This window comes from Brevibacillus fluminis (genome assembly GCF_003710825.1).
Taxonomy (GTDB): Bacteria; Bacillota; Bacilli; order Brevibacillales; family Brevibacillaceae; genus Brevibacillus_D; species Brevibacillus_D fluminis.
Genome location: NZ_RHHQ01000028.1, coordinates 170,867 through 192,369, shown reverse-complemented (window position 1 = coordinate 192,369; position 21,503 = coordinate 170,867). Strand labels below are relative to the sequence as shown.

The following is a 21,503-nucleotide window of genomic DNA, read 5'->3' as shown; positions in this document are numbered from 1 at the left end:
TCGTTCACGCGGCGTTGCTCCATCAGACTTTCGTCCATTGTGGAAAATTCCCTACTGCTGCCTCCCGTAGGAGTCTGGGCCGTGTCTCAGTCCCAGTGTGGCCGGTCACCCTCTCAGGTCGGCTACGCATCGTCGCCTTGGTAGGCCGTTACCCCACCAACTAGCTAATGCGCCGCAGGCCCATCTGTAAGTGATAGCTTGCGCCATCTTTCCGTTTCGGATCATGCAATCCAAAACCCTATCTGGTATTAGCATAAGTTTCCCTATGTTATCCCAGTCTTACAGGCAGGTTGCCTACGTGTTACTCACCCGTCCGCCGCTAGCCCCCGAAGGGACTCGCTCGACTTGCATGTATTAGGCACGCCGCCAGCGTTCGTCCTGAGCCAGGATCAAACTCTCCATTAAAGTTGAGTTGAAGCTGATTCCAAGACTTGCTTGGCTTGTTACATTATGTGATGTCACTTGGACAATCACGTTATCTTTTCGCTTTCGCTGTTCAGTTTTCAAAGAGCATTTCGTTTTTCGTGCCGCTCACGTTTAGTGGCGACCTTTAAAACTTTATCACTTTCAAACCACTGTGTCAACTGAAATTTTCAGTTGTTTTTTCACTCTCACTTCATTCGCGAACCTCATCTCTGAGGCCGGAATATCAGAATATCACGTTGTTACCGTGATGTCCAGTGTTATTTTCTGGTTACTGAAAGCAAGAGTTTCAATAATATAGGATGGTGCGGTCGGCGAGACTCGAACTCGCACGGGTCGCCCCGCCACCCCCTCAAGATGGTGTGTCTGCCAATTCCACCACGACCGCAAATAGGAACACGTCTCAGGAGAGACTCGAACTCCCGACCGTCCGCTTAGAAGGCGGATGCTCTATCCGGCTGAGCTACTGAGACATATATAGTTGCAACTGGAGGGAGTACCCGGATTTGAACCGGGGATAAGGGTTTTGCAGACCCGTGCCTTACCACTTGGCTATACTCCCGAATATTATGGCGGAGGGAGCAGGATTCGAACCCGCGTGACGTTGCCGCCTAACGGTTTTCAAGACCGCCCCGTTATGACCACTTCGGTATCCCTCCGCAAAAAAAATGGAGCGGGTGATGGGAATCGAACCCACGCGACCAGCTTGGAAGGCTGGAGTTCTACCATTGAACTACACCCGCAAATATGTGGTGCCGGTGAAGGGACTTGAACCCCCACGGTTTCCCTCACGATTTTGAGTCGCGCGCGTCTGCCATTCCGCCACACCGGCACATACAATATTCATTTTAAAAAATGGCGTGCCCTGAGAGATTCGAACTCCCGACCTTTTGATTCGTAGTCAAACGCTCTATCCGGCTGAGCTAAGGGCACATATGGAGCGGACGAAGGGTCTCGAACCCTCGACCTTCGCCTTGGCAAGGCGACGCTCTACCAATTGAGCTACGTCCGCATATGTTTTGGTGCGGTCGAGAGGACTTGAACCTCCACGGTGTTGCCACCACTAGAACCTGAATCTAGCGCGTCTGCCAATTCCGCCACGACCGCATATTCTTTTTAAAAAATGGTGAGCCATGAAGGACTCGAACCTTCGACCCTCTGATTAAAAGTCAGATGCTCTACCAACTGAGCTAATGGCTCTCACTAAGAGAAAAATGGCTGGGGTACTAGGATTCGAACCTAGGAATGACGGAGTCAAAGTCCGTTGCCTTACCGCTTGGCTATACCCCAAAAAATGGTGCCGGCGATAGGACTTGAACCCACAACCCCCTGATTACAAGTCAGGTGCTCTACCAATTGAGCTACACCGGCACATTCATGATATGGTGGCTCGGGACGGAATCGAACCGCCGACACGAGGATTTTCAGTCCTCTGCTCTACCGACTGAGCTACCGAGCCATATTTTATATTCGCCATAAATGGCGGAGCTGACGGGACTCGAACCCGCGACCTCCGGTGTGACAGACCGGCGTGAACTCCAACTTCACCACAGCTCCATATTTGGTTGCACCCTACAGGCACTACGATTCTACTTGAGCAAGGTGTTACTCCCAGATCATGCAAGTAGAAAATTTGGTTGCGGGGACAGGATTTGAACCTGTGACCTTCGGGTTATGAGCCCGACGAGCTACCGAGCTGCTCCACCCCGCGACGATGACCGTGAATTGATCCGGTATACATAATGCGCAAAAACGCAGCAAATTATGTATTTATAATGGTGGAGGCTGACGGGATCGAACCGCCGACCCTCTGCTTGTAAGGCAGATGCTCTCCCAGCTGAGCTAAGCCTCCGTGAAAATGGTGACCCGTAGGGGATTCGAACCCCTGTATGACAGCGTGAAAGGCTGCTGTGTTAAACCGCTTCACCAACGGGCCATGATGGCGGATGGAGTGGGATTTGAACCCACGAGACGAGTTGTCCCCGCCTACACGATTTCCAATCGTGCTCCTTCGGCCGCTCGGACATCCATCCATATGATTCCTTGAAGCCCTAACAAGAGTTAGCCTATCAGGCAAGTGTTTGTATCAACTTCAGGAATTTAAATCTAGCATACTTTTTTTGAATAAGCAATAGCTTTGCTAAACTTTTTTATAAAAACATTGCAAAATGCCAATCCACACGAGAGAAGGCTCATCTTCTCACGCCGCAGAAAACAAGCTTTTCTCATGATCATCTGCCGTTACATTTCTAATTCTGTGCGACAATGAAAAACCGATGGCTGGGGATGTCGATATGGCTATCCGCCTCGATCCGCTCTTGTATGTCGCACAATGCATCCAAATATCGCTCCACCGTAAAATCAGGTACCTGCCACGGGATCGCCTTCAAGTAATAGACGATCGCTCCGGTATCGTAATAACGCGATGCAGGGAATTCCTCCATTTGCTCTACGATGCGAAAGCCCGCCGCCTCCAATTGCTCCACAGTAAACGCGAGGTTCCAATGCGCATAATCTTTTTCATTTTTTTGCAAGGCCTGGATGGCATCGCCAAGGCTGCGCGCCACTTTTTTCAAAAATCCTTACGGTGCTTCGGTTCTAGTTAGCCAGCTATTCTAGTTGGGTGAGGATTAAAAAAAAAGAAAAAACCAGCCATTCAAGGCCGGTTTTTTCCCTATTGATTCAGTAGTTTCGTTAGTCCTTTGTAGATTTCTACGATTTCCTCCAGCTTCATTCTTACCAAACCGCTTGAGGATGGGGCGACAAATTCGGTGGTGCCGGGGACGACCGGGGTTGTTTGCTGGCCCCATGGGATGTCTTTTTTGCCGCTGTACTGCTCGTAGACGCCTTTGCCGACGAAGCAGACGATTTGGGGGCAGTAGGTTTCAATCTTAGCTTTTAGCTCCCGTCTGCCCTCTGCGTACTCCTCCTTGGTGATATCTGCCGCACTCTGCGTCGGTCGGGAGACGATGTTGGTGAAGCCGTAACCCAGCTCGAGTAGGTCGCCGTCCTCTTCCGTACGGTACAGGCGCGGCGTCAGTCCCGACTGGTGGAGAATCTTCCAAAATCGGTTGTGCGGGTTGGCGTAGTGATGGCCGCTTAAGCCCGATTTCAGGCTCGGATTAAACCCGACGAACAAGATGCGCAGCCCTTCAGCCAGATGATCAGGAATCCCGGTCATTTTCATTCAGCCCCCTCCTTTCCCACTCGAGTGCCGATCAAATTTGCTCCGCATGGCTCACCTTTTTGAACTGTACGTCCTCCAAGGCGCGAAAATGAGCCTGACCACACGTAATTTTGAGATTTTCACTGTCGCGCAGCTGGTCCGCTTCAAGCGTCGCTTTCGTTTCCGCCACGAGATACAGCTTGGCCTCTTCCCCGCTCTCGCGTTTGACCACGGCCCAGTCGGGATTGTATGTTCCTAGCGGCGTATCCACCTTAAACCAGCGCGGCAGCTTGAGAAAGAAAGAGACGTCTTCACGAGCATCCAGCTCAAGCGCAAACTGCTTTTCCACCTCGGAGTCGCACTCGACTGCATTGTAAAGCGAATGCTTCACGTCGATGGCGCGCGAGAGGTAGCTGCTAATTTCATTTTGTTCAAACAAAAGCATCTCGTATTCGCTGCCATTGATCCGTTCGTATTTGACCCCAGCCACCATCAGCCTGGTCATGGCTGCTCGTATCTCCCGTGCCGTCTGATCGAGGAATTGCTGCGGATTGACGAACGCATCTGCCAGACGCCCCGACTGAATCAAAATATCAGCGATCGTGCGGCGCGTCAGCTCCGTTTCCCGCTGCAAATAGCCGATCAGATCGGGGACCGCAACAGGACCGGTTATTTCCGGCTCGACCCGCTGCTCCCGCGCAGCCAGCATCTGCGTGACGACACCACGCTCCGTCACCTCGATGCTGTGTCGCTGCGTGCGAATACGTGGGGCTGTAATCGGCGGCATCTGCCTGATCGCATCCCCTGCTTGTCGGATCAGGGCCTCTGACTCATACTCCACGCGATAGTGGGTCCGCTGCTTGATTCGCTCCCACAGCGCGAGGAAATCCTGATTGCTGCGCCATTTGGAGACAAGACGAAGCTGCTTGCGCTGCCGCTTGTTGTCCAGCCGCTCTCTCGAAAACGTCACCCCGCACTCCTCCTCGATTTCGCGCTGCAAGCCGGCGGCGAAATCTTCGTAGCTTTCATTGGCGATGACCGTCAGCCGGTTGATGCTGCTGTCAAAAACGCGATTGCCCGTCTCATCCACCGGCAAACGCAAGCCTCGCCCGATCTCCTGCCGTTTTTTCAGCTCCGAACGGGTTTCATTCAGCGTGCAAATCTGGAACACGTTCGGGTTGTCCCAGCCCTCGCGCAGCGCGGAATGGCTGAAAATGAAGCGCAGTGGCTCTGAGCGCGAAAGCAACCGTTCCTTGTCGCGCATGATCAGCTCATACGCATCGTCGTCCGCCTTCGTGTTTCCTTTCGTATCTTTGGCCTTACCGCGTGAATCGGTCGCAAAATAGCCGTTGTGTACAAGATTTTCATCCGGCAGCTGCAGCGCCGCATAGCGCGGCTTTTCGCGCAGCTCGCGGTAAGCCTCTACGAACCACCGTCTGATCTTCCCGTCTTCATCGGCATAATGTGCCACCTTGTCGATGAAAAACAGCGAGAGCACCTTGAGCCTTCTTCCCTCCGGCAAAAGCTCCTGAATGCGCAGTTCTTTTTCCAGATGCTCCTTGACCGTTTCGCGAATCTGGGCACGCATTAGCTCATCCGTGCGCCCGCCAAATTCTTGTCCACATTGGATGTGACGACCATTTGCAAAGGTGACGGTCTTGGTTGCGGAGTCGATCTGATCGACCACAAACCCGCGATACTGCTCCCGTTCACCTGACAGCTGATGGAGGTCTGTCCCCGTTTTGCTGATCGAGACCAGCTTCCTTTCAGGCCCGCCGCTTTTTTGCACGTCGATCAACAGCTTAGCGACCAGCTTGCCGTTTGTCGTCTCCACCGAGTCGAGCCGAATGTACGGCTGGTTGAAATCCGGATCATCCAGCACCGAGTCCACCTCGATCCGTTTGACCAGCTTCCAGTCGTAGGCTTTTACCGGATCGAGGCGATACAGAAGGTTGTACAGGTTACGGTGGGTCGCCGAGTAGCGCAGCGTACAAAGCGGATCAAGGCTGTCGAGCGCCACTTTGGCTTGCGTCGACTCCATGTTTTGCGGCTCGTCGATGATCACGATCGGCCGTGTCGCCTGGATGAACTCGATCGGCTTTCGTCCGGACAAGCGGTCATTTTCCTTATGAATGATGTTGTTTTCCTTTTTGTTGAACGCATCGATGTTGATTACCATGATCTGCAGCTTGTCGGCGTGGGCAAACTGGCGCAGCGACGAGATACGCTTGGAATCATAGACATGGTAGTCATAGGGTTGATTTTCATAGAGGGCGAGAAAATGCTCGCGGGTCAGCTGTAAATTTTTCAGCACCCCTTCGCGGATCGCCACGCTCGGGACAACGATAATGAATTTGGTAAAGCCATATTTTCGCTGCAGCTCCATGATCGTCCGCAAATAGACATAGGTTTTGCCTGTGCCCGTCTCCATTTCGATGGAAAAATGCATGCCATCCAGCGTTTCCGCTGCAGATAGTCCGTTTCTCGCCTGGATGCGCTGCACATTGGCGAGAATGCTTTCCTCATCGATCGCCAGCTGATTGCCATACCCGCACTCGGACAGCATCCCGCTTGCCAGCGCGTCAAGGTTCACCTCGTAATTCCCCCGGGACAGCGGCTGACCGTCAAACAGCTCAACCGCCGCCTGGATCGCATCCAGCTGGTGCTGCTGCTGACTGTCGAATTGTAGTTTCATGTTCGTCACTCCTACACGGTGCGAAACGCAATGCCGTGCGATTTCATTTCGAGCGCGGCATTGGTTTTGAGCGAATCATTCCCGCCGAATGCTTCATCCAGGCAGATGACCTGCGCCGGCTTTCGCGCGATGATCGCTCCCACCTGCTCGCTTCCGATCTCAGACTCCACATAAACGAGCAAATCACCTTCACCGATCACATAAATCGTTTTTCCACCGACCGTCTCCGCGTAGATCGAAGTGGTGAGCTCGATGCCTGCTTTCAGTAAAATCTCGTAAAGCATATCCTCTGCCGTGCGCTCTGCGGCGACATGGTCGGCAAAAAGCCGAAGCTGATCGGCCAGCTCTTCCTCGGTCTGCGCAGCTTTGGCACTGTCCCAAATTTTGAAATTGGAGGACGCTAGCGAAAACGCTTTGAAGCCGCGGTCCTGTCCCTCTCCGCCATCCTCTTGATCCATCATGTCCGCAGCGCGGCGCAGCCGTTCTCTAGTAATGGCCGAAATCGTGGCAAAATCGTCTCGACCCGTGGCTTCCGGCAGCTGCACCAAAAGAAAGCGGCGATTGCCGCCATCCTGTTTGTTCAACGCCATGACCGCATGCCCAGTGGTACCCGAGCCGGCAAAAAAGTCGAGGATCAGATCATCCTTGCCGACACTAAAGCCGAGCAGATGGCTAATCAGCGAAACCGGCTTAGGATTGGGGAAAAGCTCTTGCCGGAACAAGTGCAGCAGTTCATTGCTCCCGTCGCTCGTCGTTCCTTGCTGTGTCAGCACGGACTCCTCGAGGAAGAGGCTGCGCGGCTTTTTCCCTTGCGGCAGCCGCTGCTTGAATTGAACTGACCAACCGTTGTGCGTCTGTACGAACCGCACCTCGCCTTTGGCCAAGTCATCGCGGAAGCGCGCTTCCGAACGCAGCCAGCTAATGGGCTGGCCCAACTCATCATGCGAAAGCACCGTCCCATCTGGACACTCGATCGGATAATACTGCTTGCCTGATTTTCGCTTAAACGTATCCCAATAATACCGGCCATGCTCGTCTTCCTCGCGATAGCGGGCCAAGTATTCCGGCTTGTACGGTTCGAACAGCTCATGCAGATGACCCTCGTTTTTGGCGTACATGACGATATACTCATGCTCCACCGCAACATACTTAGAATCGTTGCCACCGCCTTTTTTCTTCTGCCAGACGAAATCTGCCACATGGTTCTCCTCGCCGAAAATCTCGTCGCACAAAAGGCGCAGCTTGGCATGCTCGATCTCATCGATGCTGATGAAAATGACGCCGTCATCGGTAAGCAGATTGCGCGCCAAAAACAGACGCGGGTACATCATGGAAAGCCAGTTGGAGTGGTAACGTCCGCTTTTGTCCGCACGGGCGGCAAGCGGATTGCCCTCTTCATCAGCTTGTCCGGTATAGCGCAAATAGTCTCGCAAACTATCGCGATAGTTGTCAGCGTATATGAAGTCATTGCCTGTATTGTAAGGCGGATCGATATAGATCATTTTGACTTTGCCGTAATAGCTTTTTTGTAGCAACTTCAAGACTTCCAGATTGTCGCCTTCGATGACCAGATTTTTGGTCGTGTCAAACCGAAGGGACTGATCCGGATGAGGCAAAAGCGTCGCCACGCTTGGTATCTGGAGCGTCCGGACCGCATCCTTTTTGCCGGCCCAGCCAAGCCCGTAGCGCTCGGCACCCGCGTCACCCTGTTCTCCTGCGAGCTGCATCAGCCTCTCCCAATCGATCCGGCCCTCGCTCACCGCCTCGGGAAACAGCTCCTTGAGCTGTGCGATGCGGCTCGCCAAAACCTCTCCTGCGGATAGCTGCAATCGATCGACCATGTTTTCAAACACTCCTTCTTCTGCCGTTCGCTTTCTCTCATGTTACCATACGCGGGCCTTGTGCACGTCAAAACCAATACGCCTCTATGAAATGGAAATTGCTATTTTCCACGAATCGCCCCCACCATGTACCGTGTTGGTTTGTCTCTCAACTTTCATACGAATAGAGTACGACAACTTTTTACTAGGAGGACGACAATGGGGACGAAATCAGGAGCAAGCACGCAAACAAAAGGTGTCTCCATCATTACGTGCACGAAAAGACCAGCGTACATCGACCGTCTGTTCCAGAATTTCCACTCCCAACGTTGGAAAAAGAAAGAACTGATCATTGTCATCAACAAAGATGACCTTCCGCTGGAAAACTATCAAAAGCGGGCAAAACGATATAAAAACGTGACTGTCTACAAATTGCCGGAAGCGACATCTCTCGGCGCCTGCTTGAATTTCGCCGTCAAAAAAGCCAGGTACGACTATGTAGCCAAATTTGATGATGATGACTATTACGGGCCGCTCTATCTCACGGAATGCATGGGAATCTTTCAAAAAACGAATGCTGATATCGTCGGAAAACGCGCCCATTTCATGTACCTCAGCGGCTCAAAAACGCTCCTTCTGCGCTTTTACAACGCCGAGAACAAATACGTGGCCGTCGTGCCCGGCGCTACGCTCGTAATGAAGCGCAACGTTTTTGGCAAAGTCCGGTTTGCTGATGTCAATCTTGGTGAGGACCACCGTTTTTGCAACGATAGCCGGGCAAAGGGCTTTACGATCTTCTCGGGGAGCAAATGGCATTTTGCGGCCATCCGGCGGAAAAACTCTGCGGGCCATACCTGGATCATCTCCGAAAAGCGTCTGCGGGCCAACCGCGCCAAAATGATGCCGCACCCAGTCGATCTGAAATCATTCATTAACGGCTCGAAAAAATAAGTGCGTACAAACGTTCTCTTTTTTCCTCTTTTCATGCTATCATAGTCAAGATCGTTTTCAAGCGAAAAGCGCGATGAATCCGTTCAGAAGGAGGAACACACGTGAACAAATCCGGTCATTTAGCGCTTGGGGTCGCATTGGGCAGCGCCTATCTCAGCCTGGCCCCGCTAGCTTCGACGCTTACCTTAGTGGGCTTTGGCATCGGCGTCGCCGCGGTTGGGATCGGCTCGCTCGCACCCGACATTGATCACAAAACGTCGACCGCGAGCAAAGTAATCAGTCCCTTTTCACCCCAAACAAGACGGTCGCTAAAATCAGTCGCAGGCGTGCTCGCGCTGATAGGCGCTTTGCTTCTGACCGTCTTCTTGAATCGGCGCTTCGGGATCGGCATCCCGTTTGAACAAGCAGTTATCTCGCTGCCTGATGGGCTGATCGGCAGCTTTCCTTTTTGGCTTGCGGCAAGTGTGTTTTGCCTCTTGCTGACCAAGATCAGAGATTTGGTTCTGTTTGGTGTCGGCGCTTTTGTCCTGTACGCCTGGTATGCCTATCAACTGCATTGGTTTTTCGCCTTTTTGGGCGGGGCGCTGTTTATTTTGCCACTGGTCCGGCACCGCGGGGTCATTCACACGCCTGAATTCGCCATCTGCCTGTCACTCGGCCTGTGGTCGGTCGCATCCAGCGGTTCGGCATTCGTTTATGCCAGCGCGCTCGGTTTCATCATTGGTTGGTGGTCGCATTTGGTCGGCGATTTGTTTGGCCAGGAAGGCATTCACTCGCTGGTGGTCCCGCGCCTGCGCGTCGCCCTTCACCTGTTTCATAACGGCGGTCATATGGAAAAGCTTATCACGCGCTTTTGCTGGATATGCAGCACAGCCATCTGGGTGATTTATGTCGCAATGAAATCGTCGCAATGGGTGATTCACGCGGTCTTGCAGTTCGTCCGCTAACGGTTATCAGACGGTATAAAGGTTTAAAAAAGAAAAAGCATTGCCGCAAGCGAATCCATTTCGTCGGATTGCCCATGCAGCAATGCTTTTTCGCATGTTATGCGATTACTGTGCGCCGCGATACAGCTCGATGCGGATCGCTTGTCGGCCGTCTGCTTCCTCATCAAGGTCCACGACCCGCCAATTGCCTGCCAGCGAAGCGCGTAGCCATTCCAGCTGCTCACGGGTCAATGTGAGGCCGTGATACGCCTCTTCCTCCACCGCAAAGTCCGTCTCAGCTACAACGCCAAATTTGACATTCAGCAAATACTTCAAGCCATTACGCGTGTTGAAGGTGATTTTGTAGCCATCGGTAACCGCCTGCACCACATCGTCCCAGCGCTCGCGGGCCAGATCGGCCAAGCGGGTGTAATCGAAATTCCCTTTTTCAATCTCCACAAACGAGCTGACATCGCCATTTTTCAGAGCGGCCAGCAGCGCCTCGTCGCTAATCCCATTTTTGCGTAACACTTCAATCATCAAGGCATCATTTTGCGAAATCCGTACAACGCTCATCCTCTGTTCCCTCCCATGATCGGTTGTTGCTCATTCATCATACAGATGGCAAGCCACCTGATGCCCGGTTCCGATTTCGATCGGCTTCGGCTCTTCTTCGCGGCAGCGTGCCGTGGCATACGGGCATCTCGTCTGGAACTTGCAGCCGGAGATGGCAGCGAGCGGGCTTGGCAGCTCGCCGGTTAGCACCACCCGGTTCTGCTCCCGTGCCCGCGGGTCAGCGACCGGAATGGAAGAAAGCAGCGCTTTCGTATACGGATGTGCCGGATTTTCATAGAGTTCGTTGCTTTCGGCCAGCTCGACGATCTGCCCCAAATACATCACGCCGATCCGGTTGGAAATGTGGCGGACCATGGAGAGATCATGCGCGATGAACAGGTAGGTCAGCCCGAGCTCCTGCTGCAAATCTTCCAGCATGTTGACGACCTGCGCCTGCACCGACACGTCGAGCGCGGAGATCGGCTCATCGCAGACGATGAATTCTGGCTTCACCGCCAAGGAGCGGGCGATGCTGACGCGCTGGCGCTGGCCGCCGGAAAACTCGTGCGGATACCGATCCAGATGCTCCGCCTTCAAGCCGACCTTTTCCAGCAGATCCGTAATGAATGCGCGCCGCTGCTTTCCGTCGATATTGCCGTGAATATTCATCGGCTCGCTGATCAGCTCATAGACCGTCATCCCCGGATTGAGCGAGGAGTACGGATCTTGGAAAATCGTCTGCATCCGCTTGCGAAACGGTTTGAGCTGCGCTTCGCCCATCTTGGCCAGATCGTGTCCGTCATACATAATGCTCCCCGAGGTCACATCATACAGCCGAATGATCGTCCGACCGAGCGTCGATTTACCGCAGCCCGACTCGCCGACGAGCCCTAGCGTCTCGCCGCGGTATAGCTTGAAGCTCACGTCATCCACGGCTTTGACATGTTGGCTGGAGCGCCCGAACAGATTGCGTTTTACTGGAAAATACTTCTTGATGTGCTGCACGTCAAGCAAAACCTCATTCTGCGCCATGCGTGCCTGCCACCTCCTTGAACTCCTGTATACCCAGCCAGCATCGCGTCTCGTGATCGGCACCAACCTGCGCAAAGCGCGGCAGCTCCTGGCGGCATTTCTCCATCACGTGCGGGCAGCGATCCGCAAATGGGCACCCCAGCGGTGGATTTAGCAAATTGGGCGGCGTGCCCTCGATCGGCGTCAGCCGCTCCTTCTCGCCGCCATTTGCTTTCGGCAGCGATTTCAACAAGCCTTGCGTGTAGGGATGCTGAGGACGATAAAAAATGTCATCGACCGGTCCTTTTTCCATCACCATGCCGCCGTACATCACAATCACGCGGCTGCAAATTTGTGCGACCACACCCAAATCGTGCGTGATCAGCATGATCGCCGTATTGGTCTTGGCGCTCATCTCTTTCATCAGATCGAGGATTTGCGCCTGGATGGTCACATCGAGTGCGGTCGTCGGCTCGTCGGCAATCAACAGCTCCGGTTCACAGGAAAGCGCCATGGCGATCAGCGCCCGCTGCCGCATCCCGCCGGAAAACTCATGCGGATACTGGTCGATCCGCTGCTCTGGTGACGGAATCCCGACCTGGCGCAAAAGCTCGATGGCCCGCTGCCGCGCCTCCGCTTTTGTCACCTGACGATGCCGACAGATTACCTCGATCAGCTGCTTGCCGATGGTGACGACCGGATTGAGCGAGGTCATCGGGTCCTGGAAAATCATCGCGATCCGGTTGCCGCGTATGTCCCGCAGCTCCCGTTCCGACATATCCAGCAAATTTTTATCTTGAAAGCGAATTTCGCCGTTTACAATTTTGCCCGTCGTCGCGATCAGCCGCAAAATCGATTTGGCCATCACGCTTTTGCCGCTGCCCGATTCGCCGACGATTCCGACGATTTCACCCTTTTTGATGTCAAAGGAAACCCCGCGCACCGACTGCACCTCACCCGCCCGGGTAAAGAAGGACGTTTTCAAGTCGGTGACTTCCACTATCGTTTCGTTCATGCGTTTCACTCCCAGCTTGTTGGAATCCCGTGTGGCATTCGTTGCGTTAACGATCGTTCACTTTCGGTTCAAAGGCAACGCGGAACACATCGCCGAGCACATTGAAGCAGAGCACCGTCAGGAAAATGAACAAACCGGGGAACAGCGCCAAATGCGGTGCCTCGCTGATCAAGCCTTGCGCACTGTTCAGCATACTGCCCCAAGACGATTCCGGCTGCTGAATCCCGAGGCCCAGGAAGCTGAGCGTGGATTCCATCAAAATAGCCGATGCGATGTTGATCGTTGCCGCGACGATAATCGTCGAGAGAATGCTCGGAATGATGTGCATGGTGATAATCCGAAACGAGCTTTGACCCGACACCTTGGCGTATAGCACATACTCACGCTCTTTGACGGACAAGGTTTCCGCCCGCACGAGCCTGGCGATATTCATCCAGGTCAACGCCCCGATGATGATGATGACATTCTGAATTCCCGGCTTCAGGTATACGCTCAAAATCAGCATGACGAGGAAGGACGGAATCGACATCAGGATCTCCACAATCCGCATCAATATCTGGTCGACCTTTCCCCCGAAATAACCACTGATCGTCCCTACCGCCGTCCCAAGTCCGGTCGCGAGAATCATCGCCAAAAATCCGACCAACAGAGAGATGCGTCCCCCGAACAGCGCGCGCGAAAAGTAATCTCGCCCGTAATCATCTGTCCCGAAAAGATGCGTTGCGCCAGGTGCCTGCAGCCTGTCTTGCACCACGATCTTGTTCGGATCGTACGGCGCCAGCACAAAAGCAAAAACTGCCGCCAGCACAAACACCACCAGGATGATGACCGCTGTCAGAGCGAAACGGTTTTCTTTCAGCTCATGCTTGATATTTTGCCATCTTCTTGCGTTCATGGTGCTACCTCCCGTTCCTGATCCGCGGATCGACTGCGCTATACAACAGATCAGCCAGCAAATTCCCGATAATCAGCAAAAGAGACGAAAAGATCGTAACCCCCATGATGATCGGATAATCAAACTGAAACACTGCCGTCACCATCATCGAGCCGAGACCCGGCCATGAAAAGACCGTCTCCGTTACGATGGCACCCGTGATCAAATCGGGCAGTGCCATCCCGAGCAAGGTAATGATCGGCAGCAGGACGTTTTTCAACACATGGCGTAGCAAAATCGTCCATCGGCTCGAGCCGTACGCATACTGCAGCTGCACGTAATCTTCCTTCAGCTGGCCAATCGTGCTGGAACGGACATAGCGGATGTAGACGGATAAAAAGCCGAACGCGAGCACGATACAGGGCAAAATCCCGTGTTTGATCACATCCGCCGTCGATTCCACGCCGATCGTCCGCATCCCCATGCTCGGCAGCAGGTTCAGCTTGAGCGCGAACAAGTAGATGAGCAGCATCGACAGCCAAAAGGTAGGAATGGAGATGCCCACATACGAAATCAAGTTCAACAGCTTGTCAATCCATTTGTTCCGATTGGCGCCGGCGAGCAGTCCCAGCGGAATCGCCATCACGAGCGCCAGGACAATAGATACGCCCATCAGGCCCGCCGTTGCCGGAATCCGCTCCACGACCAGATCGAGCACCGGCCGATGGTTCATGAGGGAGAAGCCCATATTGCCTTGCAGCAAATTTTTCAACCAGATCCAAAATTGCATATAGAGCGGCAAATCAAGCCCCAGACTCGCGCGTATTCGCGCCACATCCTCTGGGCTCATGTTTGGGGTGACAAACGTTTGCACCGGATCGCCCGGCGCCAGCTTCACCAGTGAAAAAGCGACCAGAGCGATAAAAAACAGCAACGGCACGGATGAAAGCAGCCGTTTTCCAATCATTTGACTCATGTCGTTCCTCCCACGCAACTTGGCTGCGGCATTTTTGCATGCCTTTTCTTATTAGAAAACCTGGCTACGCCATGCTTTTTGGCGGAGTCGCGGTTGCACTTATACTGGATAAGAATTTTATAAATTCTTATCTGTATAAGAAAAGGGAAATAAGCTGACCTTTACATCAGCCTATTTCCCCCATTCTGCTGCTCTTATTTCACAAAGATTTTGGACAGATCGTCAAACATGGTGACCGGTTTGGTAACAGCCTCTTCCAGACCGCCATATTTTTTGTCGATCGCGATGATCGATTTGGTGTAGGCGATCGGGTAGATCAGCGCCTCATCCGCTGCGGTTTGCTGGATTTTTTTGTACAGCTCGCCGCGTTTAGCTGTGTCTGTCTCTACAGCAGCCTTAGCCCACAGGTCGTCAAACTCCTTGTTGCTGTAATGGGAGTAGTTGTATGCTTCCGTGCTGACATACAAAGATTTGTAAGCGTCTGGCTCGTAGCCCATAATGTAGCCGCCGAACGACAGGTCATAATCGGTGTTTTTCATATCCTGCGATTTTTTGGAGAAAGCGGATGGATCGAGTGCTTGCAGCTCCACTTCGATGCCGACTTCCTTCAATTTTTGCTGTACGTACAGCGCTTGGCTCGTTTGCGCTTTGTTGGAGTTGACGTATGCAAGGCGCAGCTTCAGGTTGCTTGCTCCTGCATCAGCCAGCAGCTTTTTCGCCTTTTCCGCGTCGTAATCGTATTTTTCAACGTCCTGCGTCGCGTACAGCGTGTCAGGCGTCAAGATGGACGAAGCCGGTTCCGCGAAATCCGTGGACAGGTACGCCGCTTCGATCAGCTCTTTTTTGTTGATAGCGTACGAAATCGCTTGGCGCACTTCTTTCTTTTTCAAGATGTCGATGTTTTGGTTGAATACCATGTAAGCCAGACGGCCTTCAAAGTAAGGAATCACGTTGAATTTTTGCGTGCCGTTGATTTTCTCGAAATCTTGCGGATCGATGTACTTCAGGTTGATCTCGCCGTTTTGCAGCGCCAGGTTGGCTGCGTTCGTATCCTTCGCGATGCGGTACGTGACGGAATCGAGATAGGATTTGCCTGCAAAGTAATTGTCAAAGCGCTCCAGCGTCAAATACTCGCCTGGTTTGTATTCTTTGAATTTGAATGGGCCGGAACCAACTGGCGCTTGGTTTTTCGCACTTTTCTCGATGTCCGCCTCGCCTTCAAATATATGTTTCGGAATCGGATAAACTTGCACCAGCGCACCTTCGAATGCGGCAGTTACTTCCGGCAGGACGAAATCGACCGTGCGATCATCGACTTTTTTCACCGTCATCGGCTTGCCGTTGAAGACGAACAGGCTGCGGAAGAAGCTGTGCTGCTTTTCATCCAATATTTTGTCAAATGTGAATACTACGTCATCTGCGGTCAGTTTTTGTCCGTCGTGCCATGTCAGGTTGTCGCGCAGCTTCAGTGTGTATGTTTTGAAATCAGGCGATTGCGTCAAGCTCTCGGCCAAGACGAATGTTTTTTTGCCGTTGTTGATCGAGAAAAACGGCGCGAACAACGATTGGTCAATGGTCAAAGTGACACGGTCACCGGCATACAGCGGATTGATTTCTTGCGGGTCATCCCCGACTGCGATCACCAGGCTGCCACCGCTTTTCGGCGTACCGCTGTCTGCTGCTGGCTGCTGAGTAGCGTCTTGTTTTGTTGCATCCTGCTTTGGCGCCTCCGTCGTGCCGCAGCCGCTGGCGAGAATCATGACCGATGATAATAATGCGAGTATTCCGGCTTTCTTACGCATCTATTGTTCCCCCACTCAAGTTGTTTCAATTGATAGAATTTAGTATAGCAAGGATTGGCATAATGTCAAGTAACTTGATCGGAATTATCTAGTTTTTTGTGGAGGCTATTGTGGCGGCTATTGGGGAGGCGAGGGGCTTCGCGGAAAAAAGCGGTGCTCCGCTCTGGCTATGCCTGCTGGGGGGCGGGGTGAACGGCTCCGGCTAAAAAACCGGAAACTGCGCCCCAAAGCCACACGCTACGCGGCGGGAGCATTTCAAGGATGCTATGTGGCGCAAGAACGTTTCCGCTTTTTTCCGCGAAGCCCTGGGCTGCACAGCAGTCGGGAAATTGGGATGAAGAAAAAGAAAAATAAAAGAAAGGGATATTAATATGGATATTTTTTGAATTATTGTTTTATACAAGTAAATAAATCCGATTAATTTACTTGAAAATCTATTTGAAACACTCTCTCGTAAGAATGGGACAAAAAAGGTTAGAGGCCGCATTGGCCCCTAACCTTTTTCTTTTATCCTTCCCTATCTTTGCATTCTGCTACTTCTGCTTGCGCTGCTTCGCAGCCAGCAACCGGTTGAACGCTTCACCCGCCTGTCCCTGCGAGGCGCCCTGCTGCGGCTTTCGTTCACTAGATGCCGTTGATTGTTTTGCAGCGGATGTAGGTGCAGCTTCTTTTGGTGAAACCAATGCTGCTTTCCGCTTCTCATCTTGCTGCTTGCGCATGCCTTCCAGCGCTGTTCCTGCCGCAGCTGCAGTCACCTGCTCGTCTCGCGTTCGCCGCTTCACTCCGCCAAGCCGTTCCAGCACGGCACCTCCTTCGGTAACAGGAGGCGCCGAGGCAACCTCTGTCTGGCGCAATCGGAGCAATCCGGCCAAGCGCTGCCAGAATCGATCCGGCAGCTGCAATCGGCGGCCTGCCACATCCACCGGCCACAGCAACGCAGCAAGCACTAGCAGCCATTCTGTGATCGGCTGTTTTTCCCACTTGGCCGGTAGCTTGCCGGTAAACACGTCCCCAGGATCGCCGATCAAGGTTCCGCCGGTTCCCGCAAGCCATTCCTTCAGACGCTGCTCGCCGTCCTGCGGCAGACCAAACTCCGGCGAATAGGATACGGTCAGACCGGTAGTCTGGCTGGAGATCGCCTTCCCGCTGCTTTTTTCCACGATCTGAATGAGATAGCTACCCGGATCGCCGACCTCAAAGCTTCCTTGCAGCTCATTCGGCCCTGTCGGCTGCACGCGGATGGCTTGCCGCTTCATTTGCGAGTCAAGCACCACCGCTTCCAGTTCTTGCGGCAATAGCGCGCCTTTTGGCAGCGTGACGGTCAGCTTGCCCGTCGTCCCATCCAGCTGTGTTTCTGTCCGCCATTGCCCTTCGTTAATTTGCGGCAGTGTCCAAGCGACAATCTCGTTCCACAGGCGGCTGTTGCCCGCCCAGTTCACCCAATCTGGCGCCCATTTGCCATCCAGATCGCTCGTCCAGGCGACTGCGCGGCCCAATCCATACTGCCAGCGCGCCAGGATCGGATCATCGTCTTGACTCATCAGCACTTGCTCCGCTGTCTGCTTCGCTGTCGTCGCTACATAGGCACGCAGCGGTGGCAGTCCTTGGCGCAGCGTAGTCCAGTCGCTCGCTCCGGTGAGCGCGGGCACCTGCGGCTGTTCCACGATAAAGGTGCGGCTGGCTAGTGCCGTCTCCTTGCTGAAGATCTTCGGAATTGAAGTAGGATCGGTCGACAGGTAATAGCGCCCTTTTCCCCACTGCGCGATATCTTCCAGGAGCGTCGTGTCCGCATCGTCCCCGACCGCGACAGTAGTCACAGTGATATTTTCCCCCGTCATCTGCTGAAGCAGGCCCATATAGTCGTCATCGCGGCCGGATTGGCCGTCTGTCAAAAGAATGATGTGTTTTCGCTGCGCCTTCATTTTCTTGATTTCATCGTACGCCATCTGCAAGGCGGGGAAAATATCCGTTCCGCCATCGGCATAAATGCTCCCGATCTTTTGGCGAATCGTTTGCGGGTCCTTGACCGGCTGCGGCTCGACGACGGTCCAAGGCGAGCCGTCGAACGCGATCACGCCGATCTGATCTTTTTCGGTCAGCATTTCGGTCGCACGGATCGCCGCCTCTTTCGCCAGCTCCATCTTGTCCGCGCCCCGGCCGTCGCCGGACATGCTGCCCGACTTGTCGATCACGAGCTCCAGTCCGAGTGAAGGCTGCTGCTCTTTGCCGCGCAAATCCATGTACACAGGCAGCGCCTCTTCGATCGGCGTATGAAACCAGCCGCCCATGCCGAATGAGTCCTGTCCTCCTGTCATGATCAAGCCGAGACCCAGATCGCGGACAGCGGTACGAATGCGCTCCATGTCGTCATCACCGATCTTGGTCGCATCCACATTGGCGAGCACGACTCCGGCATACTGCTTGTAATCGTCCAGCTCTTTGGGCAGTAAGGCCGGATCTTTCACGACCGCCTGAATGCTTCCCGCCTGCAAGGCATTGACCAAATTGCGCGCGGCCCCAGGCTGTCCTTCAACGATCAACAGGGACGGAGAGCCCGCGACCTGAGAAAATGCGTGCGCCTGGTTGTTGACTTTCAGCGTATCTCGCTCTGCCTCGACTTCCACCCGATAGCGGTGAAAGCCTTTATCCACTGCTTTTTGTGCAAAAACAAAGCGGTTTTTACCTTTTTCCACCTGCACTGTCTGCTTGCCCGCTTCCCGGTTTCCCTCATACAGGCGCAGCGTAGCCTTGGTCGCCACGGTACTGTCCACATCGACCTTGATTGGGAACTCCTCCCCGGCATACAGACGGTCAGGCACCTGTACGGACGAGACGAGCACCTCATCGCCCTGCGGCTGCTGCATTAATACCGCTTCCCACGCGATTTCCCGCTCCGCCGCCAGCTTGACTTCCTTCTCTACATCACCGCCGGTAGCCAGCCCGTCGGTCACCAGCACGATTTTTCCGCGCGCCTGGCTTGGGATCATCCCCGCCGCCAGCCGAATGCCTTCGGCCAGGTTGGTCGCATTTCGGTTGACTTGCACGCCTAGCGCCTGCAGCTCATCCTTTGTCGTGAGCGGCTGGTCGACCGCCGCATCGCCACCTACTGCCACGACACCATACAGATCCTCGCTTCGCTTTTGCTTGACGGCCTCAGCCAAAAACGCGGTGGCGCGGCTGTCATCCTTCATTGAAGCCGAGCGGTCGATAACGAACACGACCGTTTCCGCCTTCACCGGATGGACGAGCTGTGTGCCCGCCACCGCCAAAATCAGCAGGCAAAACATCGCGGTACGCACGCCAGCGATCCATATCCGCCTTGCCTGTGCCATCCGCTTCTGCTGCCGCCACCAGTGATAGACCATGTACAGCGCAGGTAACAGAAGCAGCAAAAGATACGGTTGTTGAAAGCTAATACCCACGCTGATACACCCTCCATTCCGCAAAAACCACCAGCAGCGCCAATGCAGCCAGCCAAGTGGCCAGCTCCCGGCTGCCAGCCGTCGTGGCGGCCGACTGTGCCGCTTCGCCCTTTTGCTCGCCAGAGGAAGCGGAAGCCACGCTCATCGTCCGCGGAGTAATATCCGATTCTGCCAAGGCTGGACGTACAGAGAAATAGCGAGCCTGCTTGGCTCCGCCCACTTCCTCTTCCAACCGGTACAGCCCCGCTTGATGCGGCACTTGCAACAACCACGAGCTTCCCACTGCAGCGACCTTCTCTGCGCTTCCATCTGGCAGTACTAGCGTCCGCGACGATGCGCCCGGTGTTAGCGGGATCGTCACCGCTTCCCCCGGCTGGACGCCGGTAATCGGCGACGACTGCTTTGGCAGCAGCCACGAAAGCGCGTTTTGCATAAAGATCGGAAAAGCAGGGCGCAGCGGAAAATCGGAGTCATGCAAGTCAAAGGAAACGATGACCGCACGCTGGTTGTTGATGGTTCCGCTGCGCACGAGGTCGATTTCGCCCGACTTCACCAAGCTGTGCATGCCCGGCATCTCGCCCAGTGCCGTAGCCTGGGCCACGTGCACATCTTTCCAATCGACATACTTGAGAAGCGATTCGTCTGTCGCTGCCTGCACTTCATACGTAAGCTCCCGCTCGCCGATGACCGGTAGCCACGCCGTCTTGCGCTGCGGACCGATCAGCATGACGTTGCCCGGAGGCAGCACATCAGGCACCACCCTGTCGAATATCCATAGATCGGCTGCCCCGTCCGCCTTGGTCGGCTGCTTGTCCATCGTCTCGACCGATAATAAGGCCCCCGTCTTCAGCACCTGGCTCAAAAAGCGGTTGCCCTCCGGTGACACGAGTACAGCTCTCGCCTTTTGCGCCGCAAACGGGACGCTCCATGCCTCATTGTCCTGCGTCAGGCCATCGCCATCCACGTTAATGACCGCACGATACGCTGGGCCGGGCGGTAGGGAGTGGAATTGAAGCGAACGGCTGTCATTCGACTCCACGCTGAAATCGCTTGTCTCGACCAGCTTGCCCTCCCCATCATAGATGGTCGCCTTGCCCGTTTTTGCTTTATTTCCATAGTTGTCGATGCGGAGCAGCCCGTCGGTTCCTTGTTCACCGGGCTGTGTGACAAACGCTCCGATCGCGCTGTTTTCATCGGTGCGGCCCACCTGTACAAAGCGAAACGAGCTGCCGGCTGTGCCCGCATCCATTCCCGCGATCCGCTCGGCCCCACCGTCACCATACCAGATGATCCCGCTGCCCGCTTCGGTTGCCGCGATAGCCTGCGACAGCGAAAGCGCCGCGCGCAAATCGGACGTACCCAGTGTGGCTGTGAGCGAATCTAGTTTGCTCAGCAGCGCCGACTTGTCGCTGCTTTTGGATAACAGAACCTGCGGCTCGCGACCGGCGGCCATCAAGGTCACCGTCTGCTTGGCACCCATATTTTCGATCAATTTTCTCGCTCCGGCCTTTGCGAGCTCGATCCGCGTCGCATCGCCTTCGCGAGTCAGCATGCTTGCCGACACATCGATGACCAGTACCGTGTGGTCGTTGACCGCCCCCTCAGCCGGAATCGCCGGCCGGATCAGCGCCAGCACTAGCAATAGCGCTGCCAAGAGCTGCAAAAAGAGCAGCAGGCTGCGTCGCAGCTTTTGCCACGGCCGCGTTACCTCCCAGTTTTGCAGCGTCTTTTGCCAGAGCAGCGTGCTCGACACTTCCTGATCCTCGTACTTGCGCTTGAGCAGATACAGGGCAAGAATCACCGGGATGATCGCCAAAAATCCCAGGTTGCCTAAAGCCATCCACTGCATGATCACCGCTTCCTCCCC

Annotated in this window: 14 protein-coding genes, 18 tRNA genes and 1 rRNA gene; 2 read left to right on the top strand and 31 right to left on the bottom strand. The window is 54.3% G+C overall.

Translation table 11 applies throughout. The features are described from left to right. The 23 genes from EDM56_RS29525 to EDM56_RS29415 all read right to left on the bottom strand — a co-directional run. Nucleotides 1-405: ribosomal RNA gene (locus EDM56_RS29525) — 16S ribosomal RNA — on the bottom strand; the annotation flags it as partial. 321 nt (nt 406-726) lie between these two features. Beyond that, a tRNA-Leu gene (locus EDM56_RS29520) sits at nt 727-811 on the bottom strand. Nucleotides 812-822: 11 nt separating this feature from the next. Beyond that, nucleotides 823-896 (bottom strand) — tRNA-Arg (locus EDM56_RS29515). 15 nt (nt 897-911) lie between these two features. Continuing rightward, nucleotides 912-985, bottom strand: a tRNA-Cys gene (locus EDM56_RS29510). An 8-nt stretch (nt 986-993) separates the two neighbouring features. Beyond that, nucleotides 994-1,082, bottom strand: a tRNA-Ser gene (locus tag EDM56_RS29505). A gap of 10 nt (nt 1,083-1,092) precedes the next feature. Further along, nucleotides 1,093-1,166: transfer RNA gene (locus EDM56_RS29500), tRNA-Gly, on the bottom strand. A gap of 7 nt (nt 1,167-1,173) precedes the next feature. After that, a tRNA-Leu gene (locus tag EDM56_RS29495) sits at nt 1,174-1,255 on the bottom strand. Nucleotides 1,256-1,279: 24 nt separating this feature from the next. Further along, a tRNA-Arg gene (locus EDM56_RS29490) sits at nt 1,280-1,356 on the bottom strand. 3 nt (nt 1,357-1,359) lie between these two features. Beyond that, nucleotides 1,360-1,435 (bottom strand) — tRNA-Gly (locus tag EDM56_RS29485). Between the two features lie 8 nt (nt 1,436-1,443). Next, nucleotides 1,444-1,530, bottom strand: a tRNA-Leu gene (locus tag EDM56_RS29480). A gap of 17 nt (nt 1,531-1,547) precedes the next feature. Next, nucleotides 1,548-1,623 (bottom strand) — tRNA-Lys (locus EDM56_RS29475). Between the two features lie 15 nt (nt 1,624-1,638). Next, nucleotides 1,639-1,713 (bottom strand) — tRNA-Gln (locus tag EDM56_RS29470). A 5-nt stretch (nt 1,714-1,718) separates the two neighbouring features. Continuing rightward, nucleotides 1,719-1,794, bottom strand: a tRNA-Thr gene (locus EDM56_RS29465). Between the two features lie 12 nt (nt 1,795-1,806). Then, nucleotides 1,807-1,882 (bottom strand) — tRNA-Phe (locus EDM56_RS29460). A 21-nt stretch (nt 1,883-1,903) separates the two neighbouring features. Beyond that, nucleotides 1,904-1,980: transfer RNA gene (locus EDM56_RS29455), tRNA-Asp, on the bottom strand. 77 nt (nt 1,981-2,057) lie between these two features. Continuing rightward, a tRNA-Met gene (locus tag EDM56_RS29450) sits at nt 2,058-2,134 on the bottom strand. Nucleotides 2,135-2,199: 65 nt separating this feature from the next. Next, a tRNA-Val gene (locus tag EDM56_RS29445) sits at nt 2,200-2,275 on the bottom strand. Nucleotides 2,276-2,282: 7 nt separating this feature from the next. Beyond that, nucleotides 2,283-2,359 (bottom strand) — tRNA-Glu (locus EDM56_RS29440). Between the two features lie 4 nt (nt 2,360-2,363). Then, nucleotides 2,364-2,456: transfer RNA gene (locus tag EDM56_RS29435), tRNA-Ser, on the bottom strand. A 216-nt stretch (nt 2,457-2,672) separates the two neighbouring features. Continuing rightward, nucleotides 2,673-2,990: a hypothetical protein gene (locus EDM56_RS29430; protein WP_122921490.1), complete on the bottom strand. Its 318-nt coding sequence runs from the start codon at nt 2,988-2,990 to the stop codon at nt 2,673-2,675. A gap of 107 nt (nt 2,991-3,097) precedes the next feature. Continuing rightward, nucleotides 3,098-3,604 carry a G/U mismatch-specific DNA glycosylase gene (gene mug, locus EDM56_RS29425; protein WP_122921507.1) on the bottom strand — a complete coding sequence of 169 codons (507 nt, stop codon included), beginning with the start codon at nt 3,602-3,604 and terminating at the stop codon, nt 3,098-3,100. A 37-nt stretch (nt 3,605-3,641) separates the two neighbouring features. Further along, on the bottom strand, nt 3,642-6,284 hold the full coding sequence (locus tag EDM56_RS29420; protein WP_122921489.1) for a restriction endonuclease: 2,643 nt from the start codon (nt 6,282-6,284) through the stop codon (nt 3,642-3,644). An 11-nt stretch (nt 6,285-6,295) separates the two neighbouring features. Further along, on the bottom strand, nt 6,296-8,125 hold the full coding sequence (locus EDM56_RS29415; RefSeq protein WP_122921488.1) for a site-specific DNA-methyltransferase: 1,830 nt from the start codon (nt 8,123-8,125) through the stop codon (nt 6,296-6,298). A 198-nt stretch (nt 8,126-8,323) separates the two neighbouring features. Here EDM56_RS29415 and EDM56_RS29410 point away from each other — a divergent pair, with 198 nt between their 5' ends. Both EDM56_RS29410 and EDM56_RS29405 read left to right on the top strand, forming a co-directional pair. After that, complete coding sequence (locus tag EDM56_RS29410) at nt 8,324-9,055, top strand: glycosyltransferase family 2 protein (RefSeq protein WP_122921487.1); 732 nt, start codon at nt 8,324-8,326, stop codon at nt 9,053-9,055. 101 nt (nt 9,056-9,156) lie between these two features. After that, entirely contained in the window at nt 9,157-10,002 is an 846-nt protein-coding gene (locus EDM56_RS29405) for a metal-dependent hydrolase (protein ID WP_183192646.1), read from the top strand. 105 nt (nt 10,003-10,107) lie between these two features. Here the strand turns inward: EDM56_RS29405 and EDM56_RS29400 are convergent, their stop codons facing one another. From EDM56_RS29400 to EDM56_RS29365, 8 genes are all read right to left on the bottom strand, one after another. Next, nucleotides 10,108-10,557: a hypothetical protein gene (locus tag EDM56_RS29400; RefSeq protein WP_122921485.1), complete on the bottom strand. Its 450-nt coding sequence runs from the start codon at nt 10,555-10,557 to the stop codon at nt 10,108-10,110. Nucleotides 10,558-10,587: 30 nt separating this feature from the next. Beyond that, entirely contained in the window at nt 10,588-11,568 is a 981-nt protein-coding gene (locus tag EDM56_RS29395; protein WP_122921484.1) for an ABC transporter ATP-binding protein, read from the bottom strand. Then, entirely contained in the window at nt 11,555-12,562 is a 1,008-nt protein-coding gene (locus EDM56_RS29390; protein ID WP_122921483.1) for an ABC transporter ATP-binding protein, read from the bottom strand. Before EDM56_RS29390 ends, EDM56_RS29395 begins: the two co-directional genes overlap by 14 nt. Nucleotides 12,563-12,608: 46 nt before the next feature. Continuing rightward, a complete protein-coding gene (locus tag EDM56_RS29385; protein WP_122921482.1) occupies nt 12,609-13,457 on the bottom strand; it encodes an ABC transporter permease in 849 nt (282 codons plus the stop codon). 4 nt (nt 13,458-13,461) lie between these two features. After that, nucleotides 13,462-14,412 (bottom strand): ABC transporter permease, encoded by a 951-nt coding sequence (locus EDM56_RS29380; RefSeq protein ID WP_122921481.1) that lies wholly within the window; start codon nt 14,410-14,412, stop codon nt 13,462-13,464. 194 nt (nt 14,413-14,606) lie between these two features. After that, nucleotides 14,607-16,214 carry an ABC transporter substrate-binding protein gene (locus tag EDM56_RS29375; RefSeq protein ID WP_122921480.1) on the bottom strand — a complete coding sequence of 536 codons (1,608 nt, stop codon included), beginning with the start codon at nt 16,212-16,214 and terminating at the stop codon, nt 14,607-14,609. A 533-nt stretch (nt 16,215-16,747) separates the two neighbouring features. Further along, nucleotides 16,748-19,636, bottom strand: coding sequence for a VWA domain-containing protein (locus EDM56_RS29370; RefSeq protein WP_122921479.1), 2,889 nt, complete (start codon nt 19,634-19,636; stop codon nt 16,748-16,750). Then, a complete protein-coding gene (locus EDM56_RS29365) occupies nt 19,626-21,485 on the bottom strand; it encodes a vWA domain-containing protein (protein ID WP_122921478.1) in 1,860 nt (619 codons plus the stop codon). Before EDM56_RS29365 ends, EDM56_RS29370 begins: the two co-directional genes overlap by 11 nt. Between the last annotated feature and the right edge of the window lie 18 nt (nt 21,486-21,503).